The organism is Pseudomonas sp. Irchel s3h9, assembly GCF_900187475.1.
Lineage (GTDB): Bacteria > Pseudomonadota > Gammaproteobacteria > Pseudomonadales > Pseudomonadaceae > Aquipseudomonas > Aquipseudomonas neuropathica.
Window position 1 is genome coordinate 84,106 of the sequence record NZ_FYDH01000019.1, and the last position, 23,906, is coordinate 108,011.

General features: G+C 61.2%; 16 protein-coding genes and 1 pseudogene. 2 read left to right on the top strand and 15 right to left on the bottom strand.

What is annotated here, in order from left to right; all coding sequences use genetic code 11:
* Position 1: 1 nt before the first annotated feature.
* Complete coding sequence (glgB, locus tag CKW26_RS26310; RefSeq protein ID WP_095050725.1) at positions 2-2,233, top strand: 1,4-alpha-glucan branching protein GlgB; 2,232 nt, start codon at positions 2-4, stop codon at positions 2,231-2,233.
* 124 nt (positions 2,234-2,357) lie between these two features.
* On the opposite strand, the gene CKW26_RS26315 is transcribed toward glgB, so the two are convergent.
* From CKW26_RS26315 to CKW26_RS26330, 4 genes and pseudogenes are all read right to left on the bottom strand, one after another.
* On the bottom strand, positions 2,358-3,425 hold the full coding sequence (locus CKW26_RS26315; protein WP_095050726.1) for an autotransporter outer membrane beta-barrel domain-containing protein: 1,068 nt from the start codon (positions 3,423-3,425) through the stop codon (positions 2,358-2,360).
* Positions 3,426-3,746: 321 nt separating this feature from the next.
* A pseudogene (locus tag CKW26_RS26320) lies at positions 3,747-6,264 on the bottom strand (autotransporter outer membrane beta-barrel domain-containing protein).
* Positions 6,265-6,457: 193 nt separating this feature from the next.
* Complete coding sequence (locus tag CKW26_RS26325) at positions 6,458-7,240, bottom strand: endonuclease/exonuclease/phosphatase family protein (protein WP_095050727.1); 783 nt, start codon at positions 7,238-7,240, stop codon at positions 6,458-6,460.
* 194 nt (positions 7,241-7,434) lie between these two features.
* A complete protein-coding gene (locus CKW26_RS26330) occupies positions 7,435-8,193 on the bottom strand; it encodes a PIG-L deacetylase family protein (RefSeq protein WP_095050759.1) in 759 nt (252 codons plus the stop codon).
* Positions 8,194-8,196: 3 nt separating this feature from the next.
* On the opposite strand from CKW26_RS26330, the gene CKW26_RS30000 reads away from it, so the two are divergent.
* Positions 8,197-8,340 (top strand): hypothetical protein, encoded by a 144-nt coding sequence (locus tag CKW26_RS30000; RefSeq protein WP_156685515.1) that lies wholly within the window; start codon positions 8,197-8,199, stop codon positions 8,338-8,340.
* Between the two features lie 9 nt (positions 8,341-8,349).
* Here CKW26_RS30000 and CKW26_RS26335 read toward each other — a convergent pair whose 3' ends face one another.
* The 11 genes from CKW26_RS26335 to CKW26_RS26385 all read right to left on the bottom strand — a co-directional run bounded on the left by CKW26_RS26335 (position 8,350) and on the right by CKW26_RS26385 (position 23,894).
* The gene (locus tag CKW26_RS26335; RefSeq protein ID WP_095050728.1) at positions 8,350-9,036 is read right to left on the bottom strand and encodes a glycosyltransferase family 2 protein; all 687 of its coding nucleotides are present in this window, start codon (positions 9,034-9,036) and stop codon (positions 8,350-8,352) included.
* Positions 9,033-9,632 carry an SAM-dependent methyltransferase gene (locus tag CKW26_RS26340; protein WP_095050729.1) on the bottom strand — a complete coding sequence of 200 codons (600 nt, stop codon included), beginning with the start codon at positions 9,630-9,632 and terminating at the stop codon, positions 9,033-9,035. The genes CKW26_RS26335 and CKW26_RS26340 overlap by 4 nt, the downstream gene beginning before the upstream one ends.
* A complete protein-coding gene (locus tag CKW26_RS26345) occupies positions 9,629-10,387 on the bottom strand; it encodes a PIG-L deacetylase family protein (RefSeq protein ID WP_095050730.1) in 759 nt (252 codons plus the stop codon). Before CKW26_RS26345 ends, CKW26_RS26340 begins: the two co-directional genes overlap by 4 nt.
* Complete coding sequence (locus CKW26_RS26350; RefSeq protein ID WP_095050731.1) at positions 10,384-11,382, bottom strand: acyl-CoA dehydrogenase family protein; 999 nt, start codon at positions 11,380-11,382, stop codon at positions 10,384-10,386. The genes CKW26_RS26345 and CKW26_RS26350 overlap by 4 nt, the downstream gene beginning before the upstream one ends.
* 1 nt (position 11,383) lies before the next feature.
* Entirely contained in the window at positions 11,384-13,543 is a 2,160-nt protein-coding gene (gene glgX / locus CKW26_RS26355; protein WP_095050732.1) for a glycogen debranching protein GlgX, read from the bottom strand.
* Between the two features lie 224 nt (positions 13,544-13,767).
* Positions 13,768-14,082, bottom strand: coding sequence for a DUF2934 domain-containing protein (locus tag CKW26_RS26360; protein ID WP_095050733.1), 315 nt, complete (start codon positions 14,080-14,082; stop codon positions 13,768-13,770).
* A 27-nt stretch (positions 14,083-14,109) separates the two neighbouring features.
* Entirely contained in the window at positions 14,110-16,878 is a 2,769-nt protein-coding gene (locus tag CKW26_RS26365) for a malto-oligosyltrehalose synthase (RefSeq protein WP_095050734.1), read from the bottom strand.
* Positions 16,875-18,953: a 4-alpha-glucanotransferase gene (gene malQ, locus CKW26_RS26370; RefSeq protein WP_095050735.1), complete on the bottom strand. Its 2,079-nt coding sequence runs from the start codon at positions 18,951-18,953 to the stop codon at positions 16,875-16,877. The genes CKW26_RS26365 and malQ overlap by 4 nt, the downstream gene beginning before the upstream one ends.
* The gene (treZ, locus tag CKW26_RS26375; protein WP_095050736.1) at positions 18,950-20,752 is read right to left on the bottom strand and encodes a malto-oligosyltrehalose trehalohydrolase; all 1,803 of its coding nucleotides are present in this window, start codon (positions 20,750-20,752) and stop codon (positions 18,950-18,952) included. The genes malQ and treZ overlap by 4 nt, the downstream gene beginning before the upstream one ends.
* Positions 20,753-20,770: 18 nt before the next feature.
* Positions 20,771-22,357 (bottom strand): glycogen synthase GlgA, encoded by a 1,587-nt coding sequence (glgA, locus tag CKW26_RS26380; protein WP_095050737.1) that lies wholly within the window; start codon positions 22,355-22,357, stop codon positions 20,771-20,773.
* A gap of 583 nt (positions 22,358-22,940) precedes the next feature.
* Positions 22,941-23,894 (bottom strand): D-2-hydroxyacid dehydrogenase family protein, encoded by a 954-nt coding sequence (locus CKW26_RS26385; protein ID WP_095050738.1) that lies wholly within the window; start codon positions 23,892-23,894, stop codon positions 22,941-22,943.
* Between the last annotated feature and the right edge of the window lie 12 nt (positions 23,895-23,906).

Consider the following 23,906-nt stretch of genomic DNA (forward strand, 5'->3'; position numbering starts at 1 on the left):
CATGAGTTTCTCGAACAAGGAACAGGGTGCGGTTAAAGAAACATTGCTGCCCTCGGCGAAAGATATTGATGCCTTGGTCCGCGCTGAACATCACGACCCTTTTTCCATTCTCGGCCCGCACGGCGATGGCGCTGGCGGGCAGTTCATTCGTGCTTATCTGCCCGGAGCGCTGAGTGTCGTGGTGCTGGACAAGGACAGCGGTGAAGAACGCGGTCCGCTGGAGCAAACCGAAACGCCGGGGCTGTTTGTCGGCCATTTCGATCAGGCGCGGCCGTATCAGTTGCGCACGCGCTGGGCCGGCGGCGAACAGGTTGCAGAGGATCCTTATAGCTTTGGCCAGCTACTCGGTGAAATGGATTTGTATCTGTTCGCCGAAGGCAATCACCGTGATCTCAGCGCCTGTCTCGGCGCGCAATTGAAAACCGTTGATGGCGTCGACGGTGTGCGTTTTGCCGTGTGGGCGCCGAATGCCCGGCGCGTATCCGTAGTGGGGGATTTCAACGTCTGGGACGGCCGCCGCCATCCGATGCGCTTGCGGCATCCGTCCGGGGTCTGGGAATTGTTCATCCCGCGCCTGCAAGCAGGCGAGCTGTACAAATATGAAATTCTTGGCGCTCACGGGATCCTGCCGCTCAAGGCTGACCCGATGGCGCTGGCCACCAGTCTGCCGCCGGACACCGCCTCGAAAGTCGCTGAGCCACTGCAGATCGATTGGCAGGATCAGGAGTGGATGAGCAGCCGCCGTGACCGCCAGAAGCATTCCGCGCCGCTGTCGATTTACGAACTGCACGCCGGTTCGTGGCAGTGCGAACTGGATGATCTCGGTGAAGTCGCCCGCCAGTACACCTGGCCGGAACTCGCCGAACGCTTGATTCCCTACGTCAAGGAACTGGGTTTCACTCACATCGAACTGATGCCGATCATGGAGCACCCGTTTGGTGGGTCCTGGGGTTATCAACTGCTCTCGCAATTCGCCCCGAGTGCGCGGTACGGCTCGCCGGCGCAGTTCGCTGAATTCGTCGACGCCTGCCACCGGGCCGAGATCGGCGTGATTCTCGACTGGGTGCCGGCGCATTTCCCAACCGATACTCATGGTCTCGCCCAGTTCGACGGCACCGCGCTGTACGAATACGGCAACCCGCTGGAAGGTTTTCATCAGGATTGGGACACGCTGATCTACAACCTCGGCCGCACCGAAGTACATGGCTACATGCTCGCTTCGGGGTTGCACTGGTTGAAGCATTTCCATGTCGACGGCCTGCGCGTCGATGCGGTGGCCTCGATGCTCTATCGCGACTATTCGCGCAAGGCTGGCGAATGGGTGCCGAACCGCCATGGCGGCCGGGAAAATCTGGAGGCCATCGACTTCTTGCGGCATTTGAACGACGTGGTCGAACTGGAAGCGCCGGGCGCACTGGTGATCGCTGAAGAATCAACCGCGTGGCCGGGTGTCAGCCAAAGTACGCAGCAGGGCGGTCTCGGTTTTGCCTACAAATGGAACATGGGTTGGATGCACGATTCGCTGCATTACATTCAGCAGGATCCGGTGTACCGCGCGCATCATCACAATGAGTTGAGTTTTGGTCTGGTCTACGCCTGGTCCGAGCGTTTCATCCTGCCGATTTCCCACGATGAAGTGGTGCACGGCAAGCACTCGCTGATCGACAAGATGCCCGGCGATCGCTGGCAAAAATTCGCCAACCTGCGCGCGTATCTGAGTTTTATGTGGACGCACCCGGGCAAGAAGCTGTTGTTCATGGGCTGCGAGTTTGGCCAGTGGCGCGAGTGGAATCACGATCAGCAACTGGATTGGTATCTGCTGCAGTATTCTGAGCACAAGGGCGTGCAGAAACTGGTCGGCGATCTCAATCGGCTGTATCGCGAAGAGCCGGCGCTGCACGATCAGGACGACGCGCCGCAGGGTTTCCAGTGGTTGATCGGTGACGATGCGATCAACAGCGTTTATGCCTGGCTGCGTTGGAGCAAGGAAGGTAAACCGGTGCTGGTGGTGGCCAACTTCACGCCGGTGCCGCGTCAGGCGTATCGCGTGGGTGTGCCGTTTGCCGGGCGCTGGACTGAATTGCTCAATAGCGATGCCGACACCTATGCCGGTTCCAATTACGGCAATGGCGGCGGGGCGTTTACCGAGGAAGTGCCGAGTCATGGCCAGTCGTTGTCGCTGGAGCTGAATCTGCCGCCGTTGGCGGTGTTGATCCTCAAGCCAGAGGGCTGATCCGAGACCGCGTCGCTGCCATCGCGAGCAGGCTCGCTCCCACAGGGGAAATACATTCCAAATGTGGGAGCGAGCCTGCTCGCGAAGGCGCCAGTTCAGACACCTCCAAAATCCGGCTCAACGCTCACCAGCGCATCCGCACCCCAAGGCTGCCAATGATCCCGTTCAAATCATTGTCATCGACATCACTGCTGTAATCGGCACTGACATACAGACTCACCACAGGCGTTACCCGCGCCACCAGCCCCAGTCCCAACTCAACGGTGGATGACTTGCGGCTGCTGCTGATCTTGTCGACCTGATCCAGCGTCACCGTGCTGCCGGTATAAACGGTGTGCCACAGGTTGGTGCGCACATAGGGTTCGAGCGGCAGACCATTCAAATCGTAACTGCCTTTCAAACGGGCACCGACGCGGCCGCTCCAGGCGGTCAGATCGGTGGAGGACGCATTGCCCGAGCCGGCGTACGGCGTGTCGAGGGTGATGCGTTGATTGATCAATTGCGCCTGCGGTTCGACCACCCAGTTGTCGCTCAAGCCAATCGGAAAACCGCCTTCGACCGAGAAGGTCATGGCGCTGCCTTCGGTGGCTTGCCGGGCGCCTTGGCCGTTGCGACTGAAACCTCTGACCCGGCCACCGCTGGCCGACAGATCAACGTGCCAGCCTTGCGCACCAGTGAGGCTGTAGTAGGCCCCGAGGCTCTGGCCTTGTAGATTGAGGGTGTCAGTGTTCGGATCGGCCAAGGCGCGACTAGTGAGCACCCCGTTGCCATTGGCTTGAATCTGATTGACGCCGCCGATCAAGCCGATGGTCTGGGTATGCCCGCCACCTTGTACGGTCAACACGGCTGGCCCTTTGAAGTCGCCGCTGCCGGGCATTGCGTAGCCTGACGACAGCACATCGGTTTGCGCCTGACGGGCGCTTCTACCGTACAACTCGTCCCAGGCCGACGGTGCGAGGTCTTCGGTAATCAAGCGTATGCCCTGCAGATCGGGCCGTGGGCTGAAGCGTTGTGAGCCGGGGGTGATGACGGTGGCGGGCAACGTCATCACGGGCACATCCGCGCGGTACCACGGGGTCGTTTCATCCGCCGCAGGACCGGCCTGCGCCTCCATGGATGAGCACAGCAAGATAGAACTCGACACTGTGCAGAAAGTGATTTTGATCTCGTGTGGGGTGATTGAAGTTCTCATGGAGGTCTACCTTGCAGGCGCATGCGGCATCTCAATGTGGCGTCTCTCCTACCCCGAACGAGGGGCGACCGAATGGAGCGGGGCGAACCGTGGCCGCTCGATTTCGCGAGTGTCCGAAGGCTCGTCCCGGTAGTGATTCCGGGGGTAGTAAGGTAGAGATAAGAAGAGTCGCGCGCCGCCGTCAAGAAATTGAACGATGAGCGGTAGTGGCAAAACAGGCTTTGCAAGCGTTTGTTTTTCTGCACATAACTAAGTGGTTGTTTGTATGGAAGAACGCATTGAGAGCCGCAAGGTAGAGAGTTTAAATTGTCGACGGAAGGTCTACCAACTGAGGCGAATGCCCAGGTTGCCCACCACGCCGCGCACGTCATTGCTGTCAATATTGCTGGTGTAATCGGTACTGGCGTACACACTGACCGCGCGATCAAGGGTCAACACTACGCCCAGGCCGATGTCCGCTGTCGAGGATTTCCGTTCGCTGGAAATCACATCGTTGTCGCCAAACGTGACCGAGTCAGTAGCGGAAAACGTATGCCACACATTGGCGCGCAGGTACGGTTCGACAGGAAGGCCGCTGACCTGATATCGACCTTTGAGGCGTGCGCCGAGGCGAGCGGTCCAGGCGCCGTCGGAATCAAACGAGACGCGTGAAATACCGTCGTTCTGGCTGTCGAGGGAGATTTTCTGATGGATGAGCTGCGCCTGCGGCTCGATCACCCAGGTGTCATTGATCGGCAACGGGTAACCGGCCTCGGTGGACAACGTCAGGGCGTGCCCGCGATTGTCCAGTTTTACCCCGCGATCGGAATGGTTGTCTCCGTCGAAGCGAGTGCCCATTACCACGGTATCGAGGTACCCGCCGGTGGGCGCCGTCAGCGTCCAGTACAGGCCATAGCTGTCGCCCTCGAGTTTGATCTTGCCGGCGCTGTTGTGCTGAAAGCCTTCGTTGAAACCGTCGACATCACCTTGCAAGCGGCTGTGACCGACAAAGAAACCCAAGCGCTGATTCAGGCTGCCGGACGTCTGCGAGCTGTACAGATCGTTGCCGACCTGAAAGCCATTGAGCGAGCCATCCAGTCGCGGCGTGACCGTGCCGGCCCAGGTCTGCTCGAGATTTTTACCATAGACACGGCCCCATCCGGCGCCGAATGCACCGGTTTCCGCGAGCAGGCGTTGATCGCCATGACGGTCATGAAAGGTGCCCAGGGCGTTAAGCGTCAGTTGCGCGGCAGCGGGCGGCAACACCGACCAAGTCGGGACTTCCTGGCGATACAAAGGGATCGGTTCGGCTCCCGCAACGGCTGCGGGCAATACCGGCAACGGCGGGCTCCCGGCCGGCGTCGCCGCCGCTACGGGGGTAGCGACCACCGGCACCAGGATGGGCGGCTGCGTTGGATCGGGGTTGGGAGCGCTCACCAGCTGCGGCGCAACGATGGCGGAGCGCAGATACCAGCTGTTTTCCGTGCCGGCAGTGACACCTCCTTTGAACAGATAGTAATCGTAAGCTCCGGCCGACACCGGGCCATTGAGGGTGAAGGCGTTATTGCTGCTCAGCGTGCTGCCTTGCGCCTGCACCAGTTGGATGCCGTTCACCTCGGTCAGGCCGCCTAGTCCGCCGAGGTTGCTGACCGTGATCACCGTGCCGCCGCTTAAGCTGCCATCGTTGACCACCAGTTTGTCACTCGGTGAATCATCGCCACCGACCAAGCTTTGCAAGCGTAACTGGCCGCTGTTACCGACGTAGTTGCCCTGTACGGTCAGCGTATCGTCAGTGCGGCTGTTATTGCGGGTCAAATCGATGATCCCCGCGTTATTCAGCGTCACTGGCTGACCCGCCACCGCCGATGCCACCGTACCTTGTGTGGCAAACAATGTGCTGCGGGTATCGATGTTCAACACGCCACTGCCGGTGCCGGCGTCCCCCAGCACCAGTCCTGACGACCCCAGATCGAGTTGCGAGCCATTAACCAGGCTCACCGCTTCCCAATTGATGAAGCTCGCGGGCAGGGCCGTGCGGGTGTTATCCAGTGACAGGGTATCGCTACCGACGCCGCCATTAACGCTGGGCGTCAGCGCAAGAATATTATCGTCGAGATTGCGCAGGGTGACGGTGTCATTGCCGACGTCCATGAGGATCGTCGAACGGATAATGCCGCCGCCATCCCACAGCAAACGGTCATCACCCACGCTGGCGCGAACCTCGCCGACGATTTCCCCACCGCTCACCGCTCACCGTGATGCTGTCGTTGCCGCCGCTGACACTAATGTTGCCGCCGATGCGGCCACCGGAAACGATAATGGTGTCAGTGCCGAAACCGGTGACCAGATTGCCAATAATCTGCCCGCCCGACAGGTCAAAAATATTGTTATCGAGTTTCATGTCCACGCGGCCGATGGTGCCGCCCGTCATGCGCGCGACGTCGCCATCCTCAAAGGCGCCGACGATGATGCCCCCGTTCATCAAGAACGTATCGCGGCTGTCGCCTTGAGCCAACGAGCCAATTGAGCCGCCCGTCATGACAAAGTCATCGATACCGTTGCCCTGATTGACCGCGCCGGTAATCACGCCGGAGTTGATTTCGACCCGGTCGGCTCCAGCGCCGAAGGTCACGCTGCCATTGATCTGACCGCTGCCGTTAGCGGCGAATGTCAGGCTGTTGTTGCCGGCGAGATCCGTCAGCGAACCGCTGGTACCGCTGTCACAGGTGAAATTGTCATTGCCCGGCCCGGGCACGAGCGTGCAGGCCGCTGAAACGGGGTGGCTGGTCAAAATCAGCAAGGAAGCAGGCAGGAGCAAGGCGTGCGGTAATGTCAGCAAGTGCGTGGAGTAGCGCGGCATGGTCATTCCCTACGGCAAATTCGGGGAATTCATCCCTGAGCGTGTCATGGTCTAGGCATCGTTTACAGTTGATGCCTTACATCAAGTCCATGATCTAACGGATTGAATGCGCTACTCCTTGAGCTTTTTTAGGTGTAGATGAATTTCCTCGCGGTTCAAGCATGGCTGACGGACGGTCTTGTCAGAAATGCGCTTACAGATGCACCTCTACCGCGAGCGGCAGGTGATCGGACAGATGCGTCCACGGCTTGTTGCCGAGGATCTGCGGGTCATGACTACTGGCATTGCGCAGGTAGATCCGGTCCAGTCGCAGCAATGGAAACCGCGCCGGGTAGGTCTTGGCCGGGCGCCCATGGTGGCGCTCGAACGCTTCGTGCAGGTAGTCACGACGGGCGAGGGCGGCGTTGCCCTGTAACTGCCAGTCGTTGAAGTCGCCGGCGATGATCACCGGGGCATCGTCGGGCAGCGATTCGAGCAATTGACAGAGCAGTTGCAGCTGTAATTGCCGGTGGCTTTCGAGCAGACTCAGGTGCACGCAGATTGCGTGGACCTCGGTGTGACCCGGGACGTCGAGCACACAGTGCAACAGTCCACGGCGCTCGGGGCCGGTGATCGACACGTCGAGGTTGCGGTATTCACGGATCGGGTATTTCGACAGCAGGGCATTGCCATGGTGGCCGTCGGGGTAGACGGCATTGCGCCCGTAGGCGAAATCGCTCCACATGCTGTCGGCGAGAAATTCGTATTGCGAGGTTTGTGGCCATTCGTTGTAACGGTTCGAATGCCGTTCGTGTTCACCCACCACTTCTTGCAGAAACACCAGATCGGCCGAGGTGCTGCGCACCGCTTCGCGCAGCTCCGGCAGGATGAATCGCCTGTTAAGCGCGGTGAAGCCTTTGTGGGTGTTGACCGTCAGCACCCTAAGACGATGAATGACAGGCGCGTCGGCAACATGACGCTTGGGTTCGCTGGACACGTTCACTCCTCTGGATTGCGGGCCGCTTATTCATGCGACTGATGGCGAGGTGCGGCAGTTCCTTGCAAATCATGGTTGATGACAACCCAATTCCTGTGGGAGCGAGCCTGCTCGCGAAGGCGTCGGTAAATCCAATACATAAGTTGGTAGAACCACCGCTTTCGCGAGCAGGCTCGCTCCCACCCGAAACGGCGTCAGACAAACACGATTTCGTAGGGCAGGCGCATTCTTTCGAGAATCACCGGCGGCAGCATCGGTGCAATACCAATCGCCGGTTCACCCTTGAGCTGACTGGCGTAAGCATGGGTGGCGTGGCTCTTGCGCGCGACGGTCCAGGTGTCGAGGCGCAGTTTGCGCGCGCGTTCCCAAGGGATCAGTTGCTGGTCGCGCTCGGGCCAGTGCCAGGCCCAGACTGGTACATCGTGGAAGGTCGCCCCGGCTTGTTCCGCTGCATGCGCGCTGGCCCGACCCACAGCTTCATGGTCGTCGTTGCCATCGCCGCGCCAGGTGCTGAACACCACATCGCCTGGGCGCAGGTAGCGGCTGATGAATTCGGTCACTTGCGCTTGCTGTTCGCACAGAGCGTTGTCAGTGAAACCACCGCGCACCCATTTCAGGCTGTGCATTGGCAAGCCGAGACGGCGCAGGGCCTCGACGCTTTCCTGCGGGCGGAACACGCTCAGGCGTTTTTCCGACCATTGCCGCGAACCCGGGTGGCTGGCGCTGCCATCGGTGATCGAGAGCAATTGCAACGGATGACCGAGGCTGGAGAGTAATTGCAGCAGACCGCCACAGGTGACCACTTCATCGCCCGGATGCGGCGCGATGACCACGGCGCGGGCGCCGGCGGGTACCAGACTTAAAGTATTGATGACCGGAATGTTGTCCAGTTGCGGGGCGCTGTTCCAGATTTGCGCCGACGAACTGCTGTCGCTGAGGGTTAACGGTTTCATGGTGTGACGTCCTTGTGTTGTTTCGCCCTCAGTCGTGCGTTTGGCGGTGATTGCCAGACGCCGCCGACCCGTGAAGGCTGGTTGATTGCCCAGCGACGCTCCGAACCCTGGATTGCCGCGCAGCAGAGTATTGCTCATGAAGCGTAGTTCGTCGCGTCACAGATCAATCTGATCCGCTTTTTTTTGCTCCATCTGTGCCAGGTTTCGCAGATAGTCACCAAAGCCACCGCGCGCACGGCTGTCGAACCTCGCGCTGGTGAGCACTTGCGGGCGATGGCTCCAGGCGATGTTCGCGCCGTCGAGTTCCAGCTCCCGCACCAATTGCACATCTTCGTCGCAGGCCAGCGGTTTAAAGCCCCCGGCCCAGCGATAGGCGTCGGCGGCGATGCCCAGATTGGCGCCGTGGATATGCCGATGGCCATCGCTGGCATGGTAATGCCGGTGATAGCGGATTTGCGCCGCTTCATCGAACGACTCGTGCCAGCGTTCGACCGTGACGGTACCGCATACCGCGTCCGCGCCCAACCCCAGTTGCGCCACCAGCCAGTCGTCGGCCACGCGGCTGTCGGCGTCCGAGCAAGAGATCCAGCGCGCGCCGCGCTCTAGCAATAGCTGCGCGCCGGCCGCCCGGGCCTGGCCAACATTGCGTGCGTCGATGTGCAGGCTCAGCACCGGATAGCGACTGACAATCTGCGCCGAGCGGTCGGTGCAGCTGTCGAGCACCACCAACACTTCAACCTTTTCACCGGCCAGCAAACCGTGGCGGCTGGCGCGCATGGCCGCGCTCAGGCAGTCGTCGAGCAAGTCTTCCTCATTGTGCGCCGGGATCAGAATGCCGATCATCGCAAGCCCTCCAGTGCCGCCACCGAGCGCGGTTCGCGGCTCCACACCTCAAGGATGAAGTCCGCTTCCTGATGCAAGACCAGACGGGGCAGATGCAGTTTTTCGTGAATCAGGTCGTGAACCTGCCGCGCATTCAGCGGGCAGCCGTCAATGGGCGGACGCCAGTGACAGGCGAGGAACTGGCCGTCGGCAGTCAGGCAATCACTGGCTCGACGGATCACTTCTGTCAGATCCTGACTATCCAGGTAGTAGCCGATCTCGCTAAATACGATCAGGTCGAATTTTTCCTCCGGCCAGTCGCCCGGAAGACGGTTTTGCCGCACTTCGGCGTGGTCGAACACGCTCAACCGCGTGCGCGCCAGAGTCACTGCCGCACTGGCCGTGTCACAGCACAACAACCGATCGCAACGCGCGGCCAGTTCGGCGCTCAACTCGCCGTTGGCGCAACCCGGTTCGAAGATTGCCCGGTAGTGCGGACGCGGCAGGGCGGCGAGGGTGATCGCGCGTTTGCGCTGCTCGTACCAGCGCTCACGGAACGCCCATGGGTCATCGTTGCCGGCGAACAAACCGTCGAAATAGCGATCCTCGACACTCATAGAAACACCACTTCGAAGGGCTGTAAGAGGCGATCGAGCACATACGGTGCGAGCACCGGACCGAGTCCGGCGTCAGGATCGCCTTCCAGTTGACTGGCGAAAGCGTGCACCGCGTGGCGTTTGCGCGCGACTTGCGCCGGCGTCAGAAGAATCTTGCGTGCGCGTTGCCACGGTACGAAGGCGTCTTCCGGAGTTGCCCAGTGCCAGGTCCACACCGGCAGTTCATGGCAAGTCGCACCGACGCGACGGGCAGCCTCGACACTGGCGCGGCCGACGGCTTCGTGGTCGCAATGTCCGTCCTCGCTCCACGTGGTAAAGAGCACGTCGTCGGGACGCAGATGACGTTCGATGAAATCGACCAGCTCCGCTTCCTGAGCCGCCACCTGGGTGTCGCTGAAGCCACCGCGCAGCCACTTCACCCGATGCATCGGCAGACCGAGACGACGCAGCGCTTCGGCCGATTCCTGCGGGCGCACCACGCTCAGACGTTCCACCGGCCAGCGACTTGAACCGGGATGACTGGCGCTGCCGTCGGTGACCGACATCAGTTGCAAAGGCCGACCGGCCTCAGCGAGCAATTGCAGCAAACCGCCACAACCGAGCACTTCGTCGTCCGGGTGCGGCGCGACAATCACCGCCCGCGCGCCCGGAGGCACCAGACTGAGGATGTCGATGCTATCCAGTTCCGCCAGATGCCGCGAAGCCTGCCATTGGTGCAGGCTGGTGCCCTGGCCGACAATCGGATTGGTTTTCATAGCGCCCATGCCTCCGCGGAGTGCCCGGCCACCATTTGCCCGAGCGCGGCCAGATCCCGTTCGGCATGACTCTGGCGCAGGAACACCGGCAGATCAGCGCTGAGCCGGGCAAAGTGGCGATCCTTGCAAAACGGCCCGGCACCGAGGGCGCGCCCGACCTCACGCATCACCTGTTCAGCCGACTGCTCGACCACCGCGCGGGCACGACGGGCGAGTAATTCGGCGTTGTCTTCCGGGTGCGCATCGATGTGCAAGGCGCTGAAGCGCAACACATCCGCCGCGGCCTGCAAGGCGCTATCGACCGCGCCGAGATGGGCGAGAGCGTGCGGTTCCGGGCGTTGCTCACACTGGATGCGCAACGCGTCGGCGATTTGCCGTGCGGCGCCGTACCAGCACGCGGCAATACCGATCCCGCCCTGCCAGAAACCCGGGCGTTGCAGATAGTCGCCGGGATTGCCAATGGCCTGCGCTTCGGCACCGTCGAACAGCACCTCGACGCTGCCAGTAGCCGCCATGCCCACCGCTTGCCAGCCTTGCTCGGTGACGGTGACGCCCGGTTGGTCGAGGGCGACGGCGACCAGTTGCTGCTGATCGTCGCCATCCCAGGCGGTGAGCAAGGCGTGGCTGAGCACGGCGGCGCCGGAGCACCATGCCTTGCGTCCATGCAGCGCGACCATGTGCCCGACTGGGCTGACTTTGACTCGTGCTTGCGGTGGCTCCGCTGCCCACATGCCCCAAGTGCTGCCCGGCGTAGGTGAGCCGCCGAGTTGTTCAATGATCGCCAGCGCGTCGGTGTGGCCTTCAAACAGTTTGCACAGACCCAGGTCATGCCCGCCGACTTCCGCCAACTGCTGAAAGCGCTCCAGCGTGCGGCCACTGCCCGGTAACGGCAGACGATCCAGCCCGGCCTCGACCAGCGCCCGCAGGCACCCGCCGAGGGCTGCGGTGTGCGGATAATCCGTTGGTCGTCGGCTCAGATAACGGTGCAGGTCCATATCAGTCTTCTTCATCACGTTGCAGTTCGAACAGCAGCAGCGAGCGCCCGGTGACCGAGTATTCGTGGCCGAAATCGAAGCGTTCCTGACCACGGATCGACGGCTGATTGGTGTCGATCATGCAGGTCCAGAAACTGCCTTCCGGTACTTCCGGCAGGGTGAAATTGACGATGTCATGATGGGCGTTGACCACCAGCAGCAGCGTCGCATCCGCACCCTTGCGGCGAATCCCGGTTTCCTGCGCGCGGCCGTCGAGCAACATGCCCAGGCAGCGGTTGTGCGCATCGTGCCAATGCTCGGTGGTCATCTCGGTGGCATCCGGCGCCAGCCAGGTGATGTCCTTGACGCCGATGTCCTCGTTGTATTCGCCAACCAGGAAGCGGCCGCGACGCAGGATCGGATAAGCCAGGCGCAGCTTGATCAGGCGCTTGACGAATTTCAGCAATGCCTTGCCGTCCTCGCTCAGGTCCCAGTTGACCCAACCGATCTCGCTGTCCTGGCAATAGGCGTTGTTGTTGCCGTCCTGAGTGCGGGCGAACTCATCACCGGCGACGATCATCGGCGTGCCTTGGGCGAGCAGCAGGGTGGCGAAGAAATTGCGCATCTGCCGATGGCGCAGGGCATTGATTTCAGGATCGTCGGTCGGGCCTTCGACGCCATGGTTCCACGACAGATTGTTGTTGCTGCCGTCCTGATTGTTTTCGTCGTTGGCTTCGTTGTGCTTGTCGTTGTAAGAGACCAGGTCGTTGAGAGTGAAACCGTCGTGCGCGGTGATGAAGTTCACCGAGGAGTACGGCCGCCGCCCGCGCTGGTTGAACATCTCACCGGAGGCAGTCATGCGGCTGGCGAAATCGGCAACCTGGCCGTCGTCGCCTTTCCAGAACGCGCGCACGGTGTCGCGGAACTTGTCGTTCCACTCGACCCAGCCCGGCGGGAAGTTGCCGACCTGATAACCACCGGGGCCACAGTCCCATGGCTCGGCGATCATCTTCACCTGACGCAGCACCGGGTCCTGACGGCAAGCAACGAGGAAGCTGTGACGCTCGTCGAAACCGTCGTGGTAGCGGCCGAGAATCGTCGCCAGGTCGAAACGGAAACCGTCGACGTGCATCTCGCTGGCCCAGTAACGCAGCGAGTCGGTGACCATTTGCAGCACGCACGGGTGGCTCAGGTCGAGGGTGTTGCCGGTGCCGGAATCATTGATGTAGTAGCGCTTGTCGTCGGGCATCAAGCGATAGTACGAGGCGTTGTCGATGCCGCGCATCGACAGGGTCGGGCCTTGCTCGTTGCCCTCGGCGGTGTGGTTATAGACCACGTCGAGGATCACTTCGAGGTTGGCTTCGTGCAGGTGCGCGACCATCTCCTTGAATTCGGCAATCTTGCCGCTGGCCAGGTAGCGCGGGTCCGGGGCGAAGAACGCGATGCTGTTGTAACCCCAGTAATTGGTCATGCCTTTGTGCAGCAGATGCTGGTCATTGACGAAGGCATGAATCGGCAGCAATTCGACGGTAGACACGCCGAGCTTGCGAATGTGTTCGAGCACGTCGTCGACCATCAGCCCGGCAAAGGTGCCGCGTACGTTCTCCGGTACCGAAGGGTGACGCATGCTGATGCCGCGCACGTGGGTTTCATAAATGATGGTTTTGTCCCACGGCACGCTGACGCGTTGGTCGTTGCCCCAGGTGTGCGCCGGGTCGATGACTTTGCACTTGGGCACGAAGGGCGCGCTGTCGCGCTCATCGAAACTGAGGTCGGCGTCGGGGTGGCCGATGGTGTAGCCGAACAACGCTTCCGACCATTTCAGTTGACCGACCAGTTGCTTGGCGTACGGATCGATGAGTAATTTGTTGTGGTTGAAGCGGTGGCCGTTGGCCGGGTCATACGGGCCGTAGACGCGGTAACCGTAGATCAGCCCCGGGTGCGCATCAGGCAGGTAGCCGTGGTAGATCTCGTCGGTGTATTCCGGCAGTTCGATGCGTTCGAGTTCAACTTCGCCGGCATCGTCGAAGATGCACAGTTCGACCTTGGTGGCGTTGGCGGAAAACAGAGCAAAGTTCACCCCCAGACCATCCCAGGTCGCACCGAGCGGGAAGGGCAGGCCTTCACGGATTCTCGACGGCTCGGCGTGCGCGGTGGGTTCGGTATTCTTTGGACGGGTCATGATTGCTCCTGCAAAACGGGTAATTTCTGGGCTTACACATCCCCCTGTAGGAGTGAGCCTGCTCGCGATAGCGGTCTATCAGGCGACATCAATGTTGAATGTCAGATAGCTATCGCGAGCAGGCTCACTCCTACAGGGGATTGGTGGGTTTCTTCAGGGCGAGTGAGCCCTCGGTGGCGAGCGAACCCGCCACACGGCCATTCAGTTCAATCGTCGTTAAAGCGTCAGATCGCCGAAGGCTTTCGCGGCGCCCGAGGCTTTTTCTCGGCAGGCTTTTCGCCCGGGGGAATCACTTTGGCGGCGCTGGCCGGTTTGGCTTTGGCCGGTGGTTTCGGCTTGGCGGCCGGGGCCTTGGCCTCGGCTGTCTTGCGAGCCGGTTTGCTGCCGGTGGCTTTCGGCGGTTTCTTCGGTGCCAGCGCTTCCGCTTCGGCGAGCTTGCGCGCCATTTCCCAGTGGCGTTCTTCATGCCCCTCGGGCTTACCTTCCGATTCCCAGATTTGATAGGCGAATTCGCGGATGCGTTTATCGTCGGTACTCATCGCAATGCTCCTGAACTGAACTGATGCTTACGTTAAGTGTTGGATAAAGAGATTGACCGGGACATCCCCCAGCGCGTCGCTGATATTCAGCTCCCTGTTTTTTGTGACTGCGCTGCTTGAAAAAAGTCCCTTCAGGTTTGTCGCAGAGGCGGCGAACGGTAAAACCACTCGCGTATCGCCCCAGCGCAGCGCATCGACCTGAGGTACAGCACCGTTTTCCAGCAGGGTCGCGCAACGGACCGGCACGATCACGATGGCCTGCTTGCCGGCGTGCTCACGGGCAAACGCGAGCACGTTGTGCGCCTGACTGCCGAGCACCTCCAGGGCCTGGTAGCTGCCCCGGCGGAACAGCTCGGCATACTCCACGCGCAGGTTCAGCACTTGGGCAATCAAGGCTTGCTTGATACGCCCGTCACGCCAGTTCGCCAGCAACTCCACAGGTGGCAATGGCTCCTGCAAAGCGTGTTCGCGAGCGGCGTAATCCACCGGCCGGCGGTTGTCCGGATCGACCAGGCTGAAGTCCCAGAACTCATTGCCCTGATACAAATCGGGCACACCCGGCACGGTCATGCGCAGCAAGGTTTGCGCCAAGCCATTGAGCGCGCCGGCGGCGGCGATGCTGTTGACGGTCTTGCTCAGCGCGGCGCGCAGCAGTTCGCCTTCCTCACCGGTGAGGAGTTTTTCGGTGAACGCTTGCGCGGCGTTTTCGTAGCTTTCGCTCGGTGCGCTCCAACTGCTTTGCAGCTTGGCTTCACGCAGGGCTTTCTGTTGCCATTGCCAGATGCGCTTGGCGTAATCGGCGAAACCCGCCTGGTCGTCGTCACGCAGTTGCAGCGGCCAACTGCCCAGCAACGCTTGATAGAGAATCAGCTCATCGCCGCTCGATGGCATCTGATCATCCACCCGCACCGGACGGGCGAGGGCGCGCCACAGCTCGATCTGCTCGGCGTACCAATGGCTGCGTTCACTGAGTACGGCCAGACGTGCGCGGGTGTCTTCACCACGTTTGTGATCGTGGGTCGCGGTGGCCAGCAAGTTGTCGGGGAATTCACTCAGCCGTTGTTGATTGACCGCATGAAAGTCGCTGAGCGGAGCGCTGAACTGTTCGGTGTTGTAGCCGACGTCATTGCGCGACAGCAGCACGGCGGAGCGATACAGCGCGGTGTCTTCCACGGCTTTGGCCGCTGCCGGTGAGGTCAGTTGCTGAAAGCGTACGCAGGCATGCTTGAGAATCTTGCGCGAACGCCCGCGCGGTTTACGCCGCCATGGCGTACCGCCAAGCCAGGCGGCAACGCAGTCGAGCACCGGCCAGTCGCCTTCACCGAGGCTCTGTCGCGCGCCGTCCATGGCCTGCTGGAAGAACTTTTCATCCTGCGCGGAGCGGCCCATGGCGCTGATGTACGTGCGATACACCGGGAAGTGCACGATCAACGCTTGCAGCACTCGGCGGATCGCCCCGAGGGTCAGGTCGCGGGTCATCAGGTCATCGCGGGCGACTTGCAGCAGCGCCTGGGCGACGCTTTCGCAATCGCTGGCGAGCGAGCCGTTGAGGATCTGCTGGCGCGCCAGTTGCGCTTCCTCGATGAACGCGGCCGGACGTTCGGTACGCCGTTGCCAGAGGTCACCGAGCACAAATTCGCCGTCCGGGTCGTGTTGCAGCAGCGACAGCTGATTCATGAATTCATAACCGGTGGTGCCATCCACCGCCCAGTCGCGGTGCAGGGTTTCGCCGGCGCCGAGGATCTTCTCGACGTAGATCGGCAGATGCCTGCCCGGCGCCAGCAGATCAACCCGGCGGCGCAGTTTTCGGCAGTAACCGCGCGGGTCGGCGAGACCGTCGATGTGGTCGATGCGCAAACCGTCGACCAGCCCTTCGGCAATCAACTGGAAGATCTTGCCGTGGGTGGCTTCGAACACTGCCGGGCGCTCAACGCGCAGCCCGCCGAGTTCGTTGATGTCGAAAAAGCGCCGCCAGTTGATGTCGTCAGCCGCCGTGCGCCAACTCGCCAGGCGATAGCTTTGACGTTCGAGCAACTCATGCAGTTTGTGGAAGCCGTCTTCGGTGGTCGAGTCGTAGTGCTGCAGGTTGTTCTGGATCGCTTCGAGGATCTGCGGGTCTGTCGCCTGTTGCCGCAGTTGTTCTTTCAGCGGCATCGCCAGTGAATGGGCATCGGTCTGATAGCTGAGGGCGCCGAAGCGATCGGCCAACGGCTTCAGTGCATCCGTGGATTTCAGCAGCTCAGGGTAATCATTCGGGCACACCGGGAAGTTATGGTCGTAGTGCTCGACATGGAAACTGCCGGTCTGCGCATTGAAGTGCAGTTTCAGCGTGCCTTCCTGCAAGGCTACGCCGTAATCGCTGCCGAGGAACGGCAGCAGCAACTGGCCTTCCATCAGTGGGTCCGGCGAATGCCATTGAATGTCGAAGAACTCTCCATAAGGACTCAGCCGTCCCCATTCCAGCAGATCAAGCCACCACGGGTTGTCGCTGCCACCGACCGCCATGTGGTTGGAGACGATGTCGAGGATCAGGCCCATGTTGTGTTCGCGCAACGTGCTGACCAAGCGCCGTAACGCCGGCTCGCCGCCAAGTTCCGGGTTGACCTGGGTCGGGTCCACCACGTCGTAGCCGTGCATCGAACCGGCCCGCGCTGCGAGCAGCGGCGAGGCATAAATATGGCTGATGCCGAGCCGGGCGAAGTACGGCACCAATGGCACCGCGTGTTCGAGGGTAAAACCTTTATGAAATTGCAGGCGCAATGTCGCACGCAGGGGCTGGATGAGCGTTTGGTTCATTGGTCACGCTCGGCAGCCTGCAGGCGCGCGCAAGCGAGCAGTTCCAGACGTCGCGCCGCATCCGCGCCATCGAGCAGCGCTTCACTGGTGCCGGGCAAACGCCGTGACCAGTTCGGATGGGTGTCGATGGTGCCGGGCAGATTCGCCTGTTCATTGATGCCCAGCGCATCTTCCAGCGGCAACAGCACCAACGGCGCGCGGGTGTGGCCGAGGAAACGCACAGCGGCATCGACCACTTGATCGGCCTCGTGGGATTCCTCGCGAAAGTTTTGCGGGTCCTGGCTCAACGCGTTGCGCAGGCCTTCGCGCTCACGCTGGCGGTGATGACGCCATTCGATTTCACCGTTGGCATCGACAAAACCCAAGCGTGCGTTCCAGTCGATATCACGACCATGCCACCAGCCGTTGAGCGTTGGCAGATCGTGGGTGCTGGTGGTTGCCAAGGCGTTGTCCGGCCAGTCGAGAATCGGTTTGAAAAAGGTGTTGTCCTGCTCGAACAGCAGCACGCGCATGCCGAGCATGGAGCGGGCGATGAGCTTTTCACGCAGGCCATCTGGCACCGTGCCGAGGTCTTCACCGAGGACGATGGCCTGGTGGCGATGGGATTCGAGGGTCAGCAATCGCAGCAAGTCATCGACCGGGTAATACAGGTACGCGCCATCGGCCGGCGCCGCGCCGTTGGGGATCACCCACAAGCGTTGCAGGCCCATCACATGGTCAATGCGCAAGCCGCCGGCATGGGCGAAGTTGGCGCGCAGCATGTCGATGAAGGCACGAAAGCCATTGCGAATCAGACCTTCCGGCGAGAATGCGGAAATGCCCCAGCCCTGGCCCGAGCGATTGAGAATGTCCGGCGGCGCACCCACGGTCAGCGACGCGAGCAATTCATCCTGGAAACTCCAGGCCTGGCTCCCGGCGCCATCGGCACCCACCGCCAGATCGGCGATCAGGCCAATGCCCATGCCGGCGCTGCGTGCAGCGGTTTGCGCGCGCTCCAGGCAACGGTGGATCAGCCATTGGCAAAAAGCGAAGTAGCCGATGCGTTCGGCATATTCCTCGGCAAACGCTTCGAGCGCTGCGCCGCGTGGGTCGTGCCAGTGTTCCGGCCATTGCCGCCAGTCGAGGTTTTCACCACGGGCGGCGCGCATTTCCTGAATCGCTTCGAAACGGCAGTGGTTTTCCAGTGCTTCGCCACCGGCATGGCGGAAACTGCCGAAGTCCGGGTGCAGTGGGTGGTCACCGGCGATGAAACCTTCGTACAACGCTTGCAAGAGTTTTTGCTTGGCGTCGGCGGCGCTTGGCCAGTCGATCAGGGTCAGGTCTTCCAGTTGCGCAAACTGCTCGGCCAGGCCGGTTGCGTCGATCGCATCGCGCAAAGCGCGCTCACCGAGAATCGCGCCGGGGGCGGCGTACAGGGGATTGAGGAACAGACGACTGGACGGCGAATAAGGACTGTAGCGCCCGGTATCGGCGCTGAACATGGCGTGCAATGGGCTGATTGCCAGCGCATCGGCGCCGCGTTCACCGGCCACGCGGACCAGATCCTCCAACGCTTGGGTGTCACCGAAGCCGCCGTCGCCGGGGCGGCGCAGCGAATACAGTTGCGCACTCAGACCCCAAACACGCGGAATCGGATTATCCACCGCATCGCCGACACTGAAGCAACGCTCAGGCGCCACGGCCAAGGTGAAGTATTGATCGCCGATGTGCACCTGTTGATAGCCGACCGGAATCAGTCCCGGCAGTACCGCTTCAGAGTCCAGTTTCAGGTCCAGCCGCGAGCCGTCTTCAAGGTGGATTTCGCACGGGGTTTGCGGGGCGAAATACCGACCCAGATCGAGGCCGACGCCGACATCGCTGGTCAGCAGCGGCGGCAAGTGCCGGTCTTGTTGGGCAGCTTGCAGTTCCAGCAGGCTGGCGTCGATTTCCTGCGCGGTGCTGGCGGGGTGGCCGAGTCCGATCAGAACATTGCGCAGCACCGCCGGGGCGACTTTTTGCGGGCGGCCGTTGGCGTCGATCCAGTCGACGGCAAGGCCGGCGCGGCTTGCAAGTATTTCCAGTTGCGCATCGCTCATAGGCGCTCTCCATCCAGAGGTTGCAAAGGGGTTGCGGCCGTGAGGCTGACAAGCGCGCAATACGCGGGCAGTTCGCCCGATTCCGATAGATCGACGCTGGATGGCTGTTGAAACAACCACACGGCCTCGGTCTGTGGAGGGTTGACCACTGGCGTGTCGCTGAGGTTCAGGTCAATTCGCAGCTCGCTGCCATTGCCCAGACGCCAGCGCGCACTGACCGCGCCATAACCGAGCATATGGGCGCCGAGCGCTTGCGTGCCGGACAGATGTGGAATGATGTATTGATGGCGAAATTGCAGCAGCTTCTGGTACAGCGTGAGGGTTTCCTGCTGTTTCACGCTGCCATTGCCGATCAACCTGGGCTGTGAGGCGTGAAAGGTTTTTTCGGCGTTCGGGTCGGGAATCTGCTCGCGTTTGTGCGGATCGGTGAAGGCACTGAACGCGGCGAATTCATTGCGGCGGCCCTCGCGCACCAACTTGGCCAGTTCACCGTGATGACTGGTGAAAAACAGGAACGGCTGCTCGGCGGCGAACTCATCGCCCATGAACATCAGCGGAATCATCGGCGACAGCAGTAACAACACGGTCGCTGCCTGCACGGCACGCGGATCGGCCAGGTGATGCAGGCGCTCGCCGAACGCACGGTTGCCGATCTGATCGTGGTTTTGCAGGAACAGCACGAACGCCGTGGAGGGCAGGTGTTCGCTGGGTTCGCCGCGTGGTTCGCCATGGCGGGTGATGTGGCCCTGGAAAACAAAACCCTGACTGAGGCAGCGCACCAATTGTTCGGTGGGTTGTGCGGCGTAGTCGGCGTAATACGCATCGGTTTCGCCAGTGAGCAGGACGTGCAGGGCGTTATGGCCGTCGTCGTTCCACTGCGCGTCGTAGTCGTATTCCAGCAGGCTCGACTGGTTGAGTTCGTTTTCCACGGTCAGCCAGACATGCCGACTGGGATCGATCTGCGCGCGGATACGTCGGGCCATTTCGCTGAGAAAATCCGGATCCTCAATGGCATGCACGGCGTCGAGGCGCAGGCCGTCGAAACGGTATTCGAGCAGCCACATCAGCGCGTTTTCGATGAAGAACTCGCGCACTTCGCTGCGACGAAAATCGATCGCCGCGCCCCACGGCGTGTGCTTGTCTTCGCGAAAAAAGCCTTTGGCGTAACGGTGCAGGTAATTGCCGTCCGGCCCGAAGTGGTTGTAGACCACGTCGAGAATTACTGCCAGACCATGGCCGTGGGCGCTGTCGATCAGGTGTTTGAGTTGTTCCGGCGTACCGTAGGAGGCTTGCGGGGCGAAGGGCAAAACACCGTCGTAGCCCCAATTGCGCTCGCCGGGAAACTGCGCCAGCGGCATCAGTTCGATGGCGGTGACGCCCAGGCCTGCAAGGCGCGCCAGATGTTGTTCGACTTCCGCGAAACCACCGAGCGCACCGACGTGCAACTCGTAGATCACTGCTTCGCTCCATGGCCGACCGTGCCAGGCCGTGTGTCGCCATTGATAAGCCAGAGGATCGACCACCACACTCTGGCGGTCGAGGTCGCCATCCTGGGCTCTGGAGGCCGGGTCAGGCACCTCCAGTTCGCCGTCGATGTTGTAGCGGTAGCGGGTGCCCGCCGGACAGCGGGCCTTGATCACAAACCAGCCCTCTGCCTGAGGCAGCATCGGCAGCGACTGGCCGTTTTCAAGTTCGACACTCACGTAAAACGCATCCGGCGCCCATAGCGCAAATTGCGTGTGTTCGGCGTCTAGCATGATCGCGCCGTGGGGCCAGGTTTCAGTAGACCGTAACGGCATCGTGGTGAACCTCCCTGGTTATTTGTGGTGAGCTTTACCCAGCGCCTTGGCGACCAGTTGTTCGTAGAGTTCGGCGTACGGTTCAACCGCTTTGCACCAGTTGAACGGCGCAGCCATTGCGCGGCAACGCATGGCGTTGAGCAGTTCGGGGAAGGCGAATACCTTGAACGCGCGGCTCAGGGCCTCTTGATAGCTTTCAGCGGTGGACTCATCGAAGAGGAAACCGGTGACGCCGTTTTCAATGGTGTCGGCCAGACCGCCGGTATTGCGCGCCACCGGCAGCGAGCCGAAGCGCTGGGCGTACATCTGACTCAAACCGCAAGGCTCGTAACGCGAAGGCATCAGCAGGAAATCGCTGCCGGCGAACATGCGCCGGGCGTCGGTTTCATTGAAGCCGATGCGCACACCGATCTGCCCAGGAAAGCGCAGCGCCAGTTCGCGCATGGCTTGTTCTTCTTCCGGTTCGCCGCGACCGATGATTGCGATCTGGCCTCCGTTCTGCACGATGTATTCGGATACCGCTATCGTCAGGTCCAGACCTTTCTGGTAGACCAGTCGCGACACCACAGCGAACAGCGGTCCGGTGGAATCGTTGAGGCCGAACAGCTCACGCACGTGCGCGGCGTTGATCGCTTTGCCTTCCCAGTCGCCAATTGCAAACGGTGCAAACAGGTGCGGATCGGTCGCAGCGTCCCAGCTCTCATCGATGCCGTTGGGGATGCCGCTGAGCAAACCTTGCTGGGTCTTGGCGGCGAGAAAGCCGTCGAGGCCACAGCCGAAATCCGGGGTGGTGATTTCCTGCGCATAAGTGGCGCTGACCGTGGTGATATGGCTTGAATACGCCATGCCGGCCTTGAGGAACGACATTTTGCCGTAGAACTCCATGCCTTCCTGTTGCAGGGCATGGGCTGGAATCCCCAGCTCCGGGCAGGAGCCGAGGCTGGTCACGCCTTGATAGGCGAGGTTGTGAATGGTGAACAGGGTGGGCGTACGCTGCCCGCGCCAGTGCATATAGGCAGGCGCGAGACCGGCCGGCCAGTCATGGGCGTGCACCAGATCCGGGCACCAGTGAATTTGCGCGAGGTTGGCGGCGATGTCGGCGGCGGCCAGACCGAGGCGGGCGAAACGAATGTGGTTATCCGGCCAGTCGCGGCCGTTGTTGGCGCCGTAGGGCGAACCTTCGCGCTCGTAGAGTTCGGGGCAGATCAGTACATAGATGACCAGACCGTCCGGCATGTCCATGCGCCCGATCTTGCATGGTGGCAGCGCTGCGTGGCCACCCAGTTCGCCGATGATATGGATCGGATTTTCGCTGTGCATCACCTGCGGGTAACCGGGGATCAACACGCGCACGTCGTGCAGATGGGCCATGGCCCGGGGCAGGGCAGCGGAGACGTCACCCAGACCACCGGTCTTGACCAGATCGGCGATTTCCGAGGTGACGAACAACACTTTTTTCTTGTTGGGGTTCTGGCTCGCTACCGGAGTCAGCGTTTTTGTGCCGGGGATGTTGATCTGTCGGCTGCCAGGAACACTGATGGTGCTCGATTCACCAACCGCCTGCTGAGCACGCTCTCCCTGAATTTCCAATGCCGCACTGATCATATGAATCTCCCGTCTCGTTGATCTGATTCTTGTCTTGAACAAGCGATGTCCATGGCCAAGTCCTGTGGCCGGGCGCAAACGCGCCACGCATCGGTGAGCAAACGCTACCCAACACGCGCAAGCAGAATGGGTGAACGGGCCGTTGCAAGGATTGCACCAGTCGCTATGGCCCTGTCTTTCAGATGACCAGCCGCCGCGCGCAAAAGTTTCGACTTTTTTTCCGCGATGTGACCGGTCGGTTTTACCCCGCGAAAGTCAGTCTAGGCCAGATCCTAGAGCGGGGCGGAGCAAATGGGTAAATTGTTCGACAATCGGTTGGCAGGCCACGCCGACCGTGCTTTTGAGGGGGGAACGCACCGACGAAGTGCAGGTTTTTCTGCGAGGGAGGGCTAAAACGGTGACTGATCGGTCACGATTCTGTGCTAGCGGGAAGTGCGGTTGCACTGTTGTGGTGCGGGCAGTTAGTTGATCGGCTGACCACAGACAACACCTGTAGGAGCTGCCGAAGGCTGCGATCTTTTGATTTTGCATTTAAAAGCGAAGATCAAAAGATCGCAGCCTTCGGCAGCTCCTACAGTGGGGGTTAATTTAGCGCACGGATTGGATGACCAGCCACCCAAGCCTGAATATCCTCGATCATCTGCGAAAAGAACTGCTCATAGTTCTGCCGGCTGACATACCCGACATGCGGCGTCGCCAGTACATTGTCCAGCGTTCGAAACGGGTGCATCGCGGGCAGCGGTTCCTGTTCGAACACGTCCAGCGCCGCCCCGGCGATCTGCTGTTTCTGCAACGCCTTGATCAGCGCCGCCTCATCGACAATCGGCCCGCGGGCGGTGTTGACCAGCAGGGCCGTCGGCTTCATCCAGCCTAGTGCCTGCGCATCGACCAGCCCGCGACTGCGCTCGCTGAGCACCAGATGCACCGATAACACATCGGACTGTTCGAACAATGCCTGTTTGCTCACGTACGTCACGCCAGCCTGTTCAGCGCGTTCGGCGGTGAGGTTTTCGCTCCAGGCAATCACCCGCATGCCGAACACCTGGCCAAACTGCGCGACGCGCTGGCCGATGCTGCCAAGACCCAAAATCCCGAGGGTCTTGCCATGCAGATCGCCGCCCAGCCCTTGCTGCCAGTGACCGTCGCGCAGGGCATTGGCTTCGTTCACCAGATTGCGCGTGGCCGCCATGATCAGCGCCCAGGTCAATTCCGGCGCGGCATGCTTGTAACTGTCGGTGCCGCAAACCTTGATCCCCAGCCTGGCGGCCGCTTGCATATCCAGCGCTGCGTTGCGCATGCCGCCGGTGACCAGCAACTTCAGATGAGGCAAACGCTTGAGCAAATCCTCATCGAAGCGCGTGCGCTCGCGCATCACGCAGATCACCTGATAGCGGCCCAGTCGCTCGGCCAGTGTGGCATTGTCCGCCGGGTAATCGTGCTCGAACGTCACCTCACCGAGGCTATCGAGCACCGACCAGTCGACCACGTCGCGGGCCACGTCCTGCCAGTCATCGATCACTGCAATCTGCACCGCCATCAGCCTTACCTC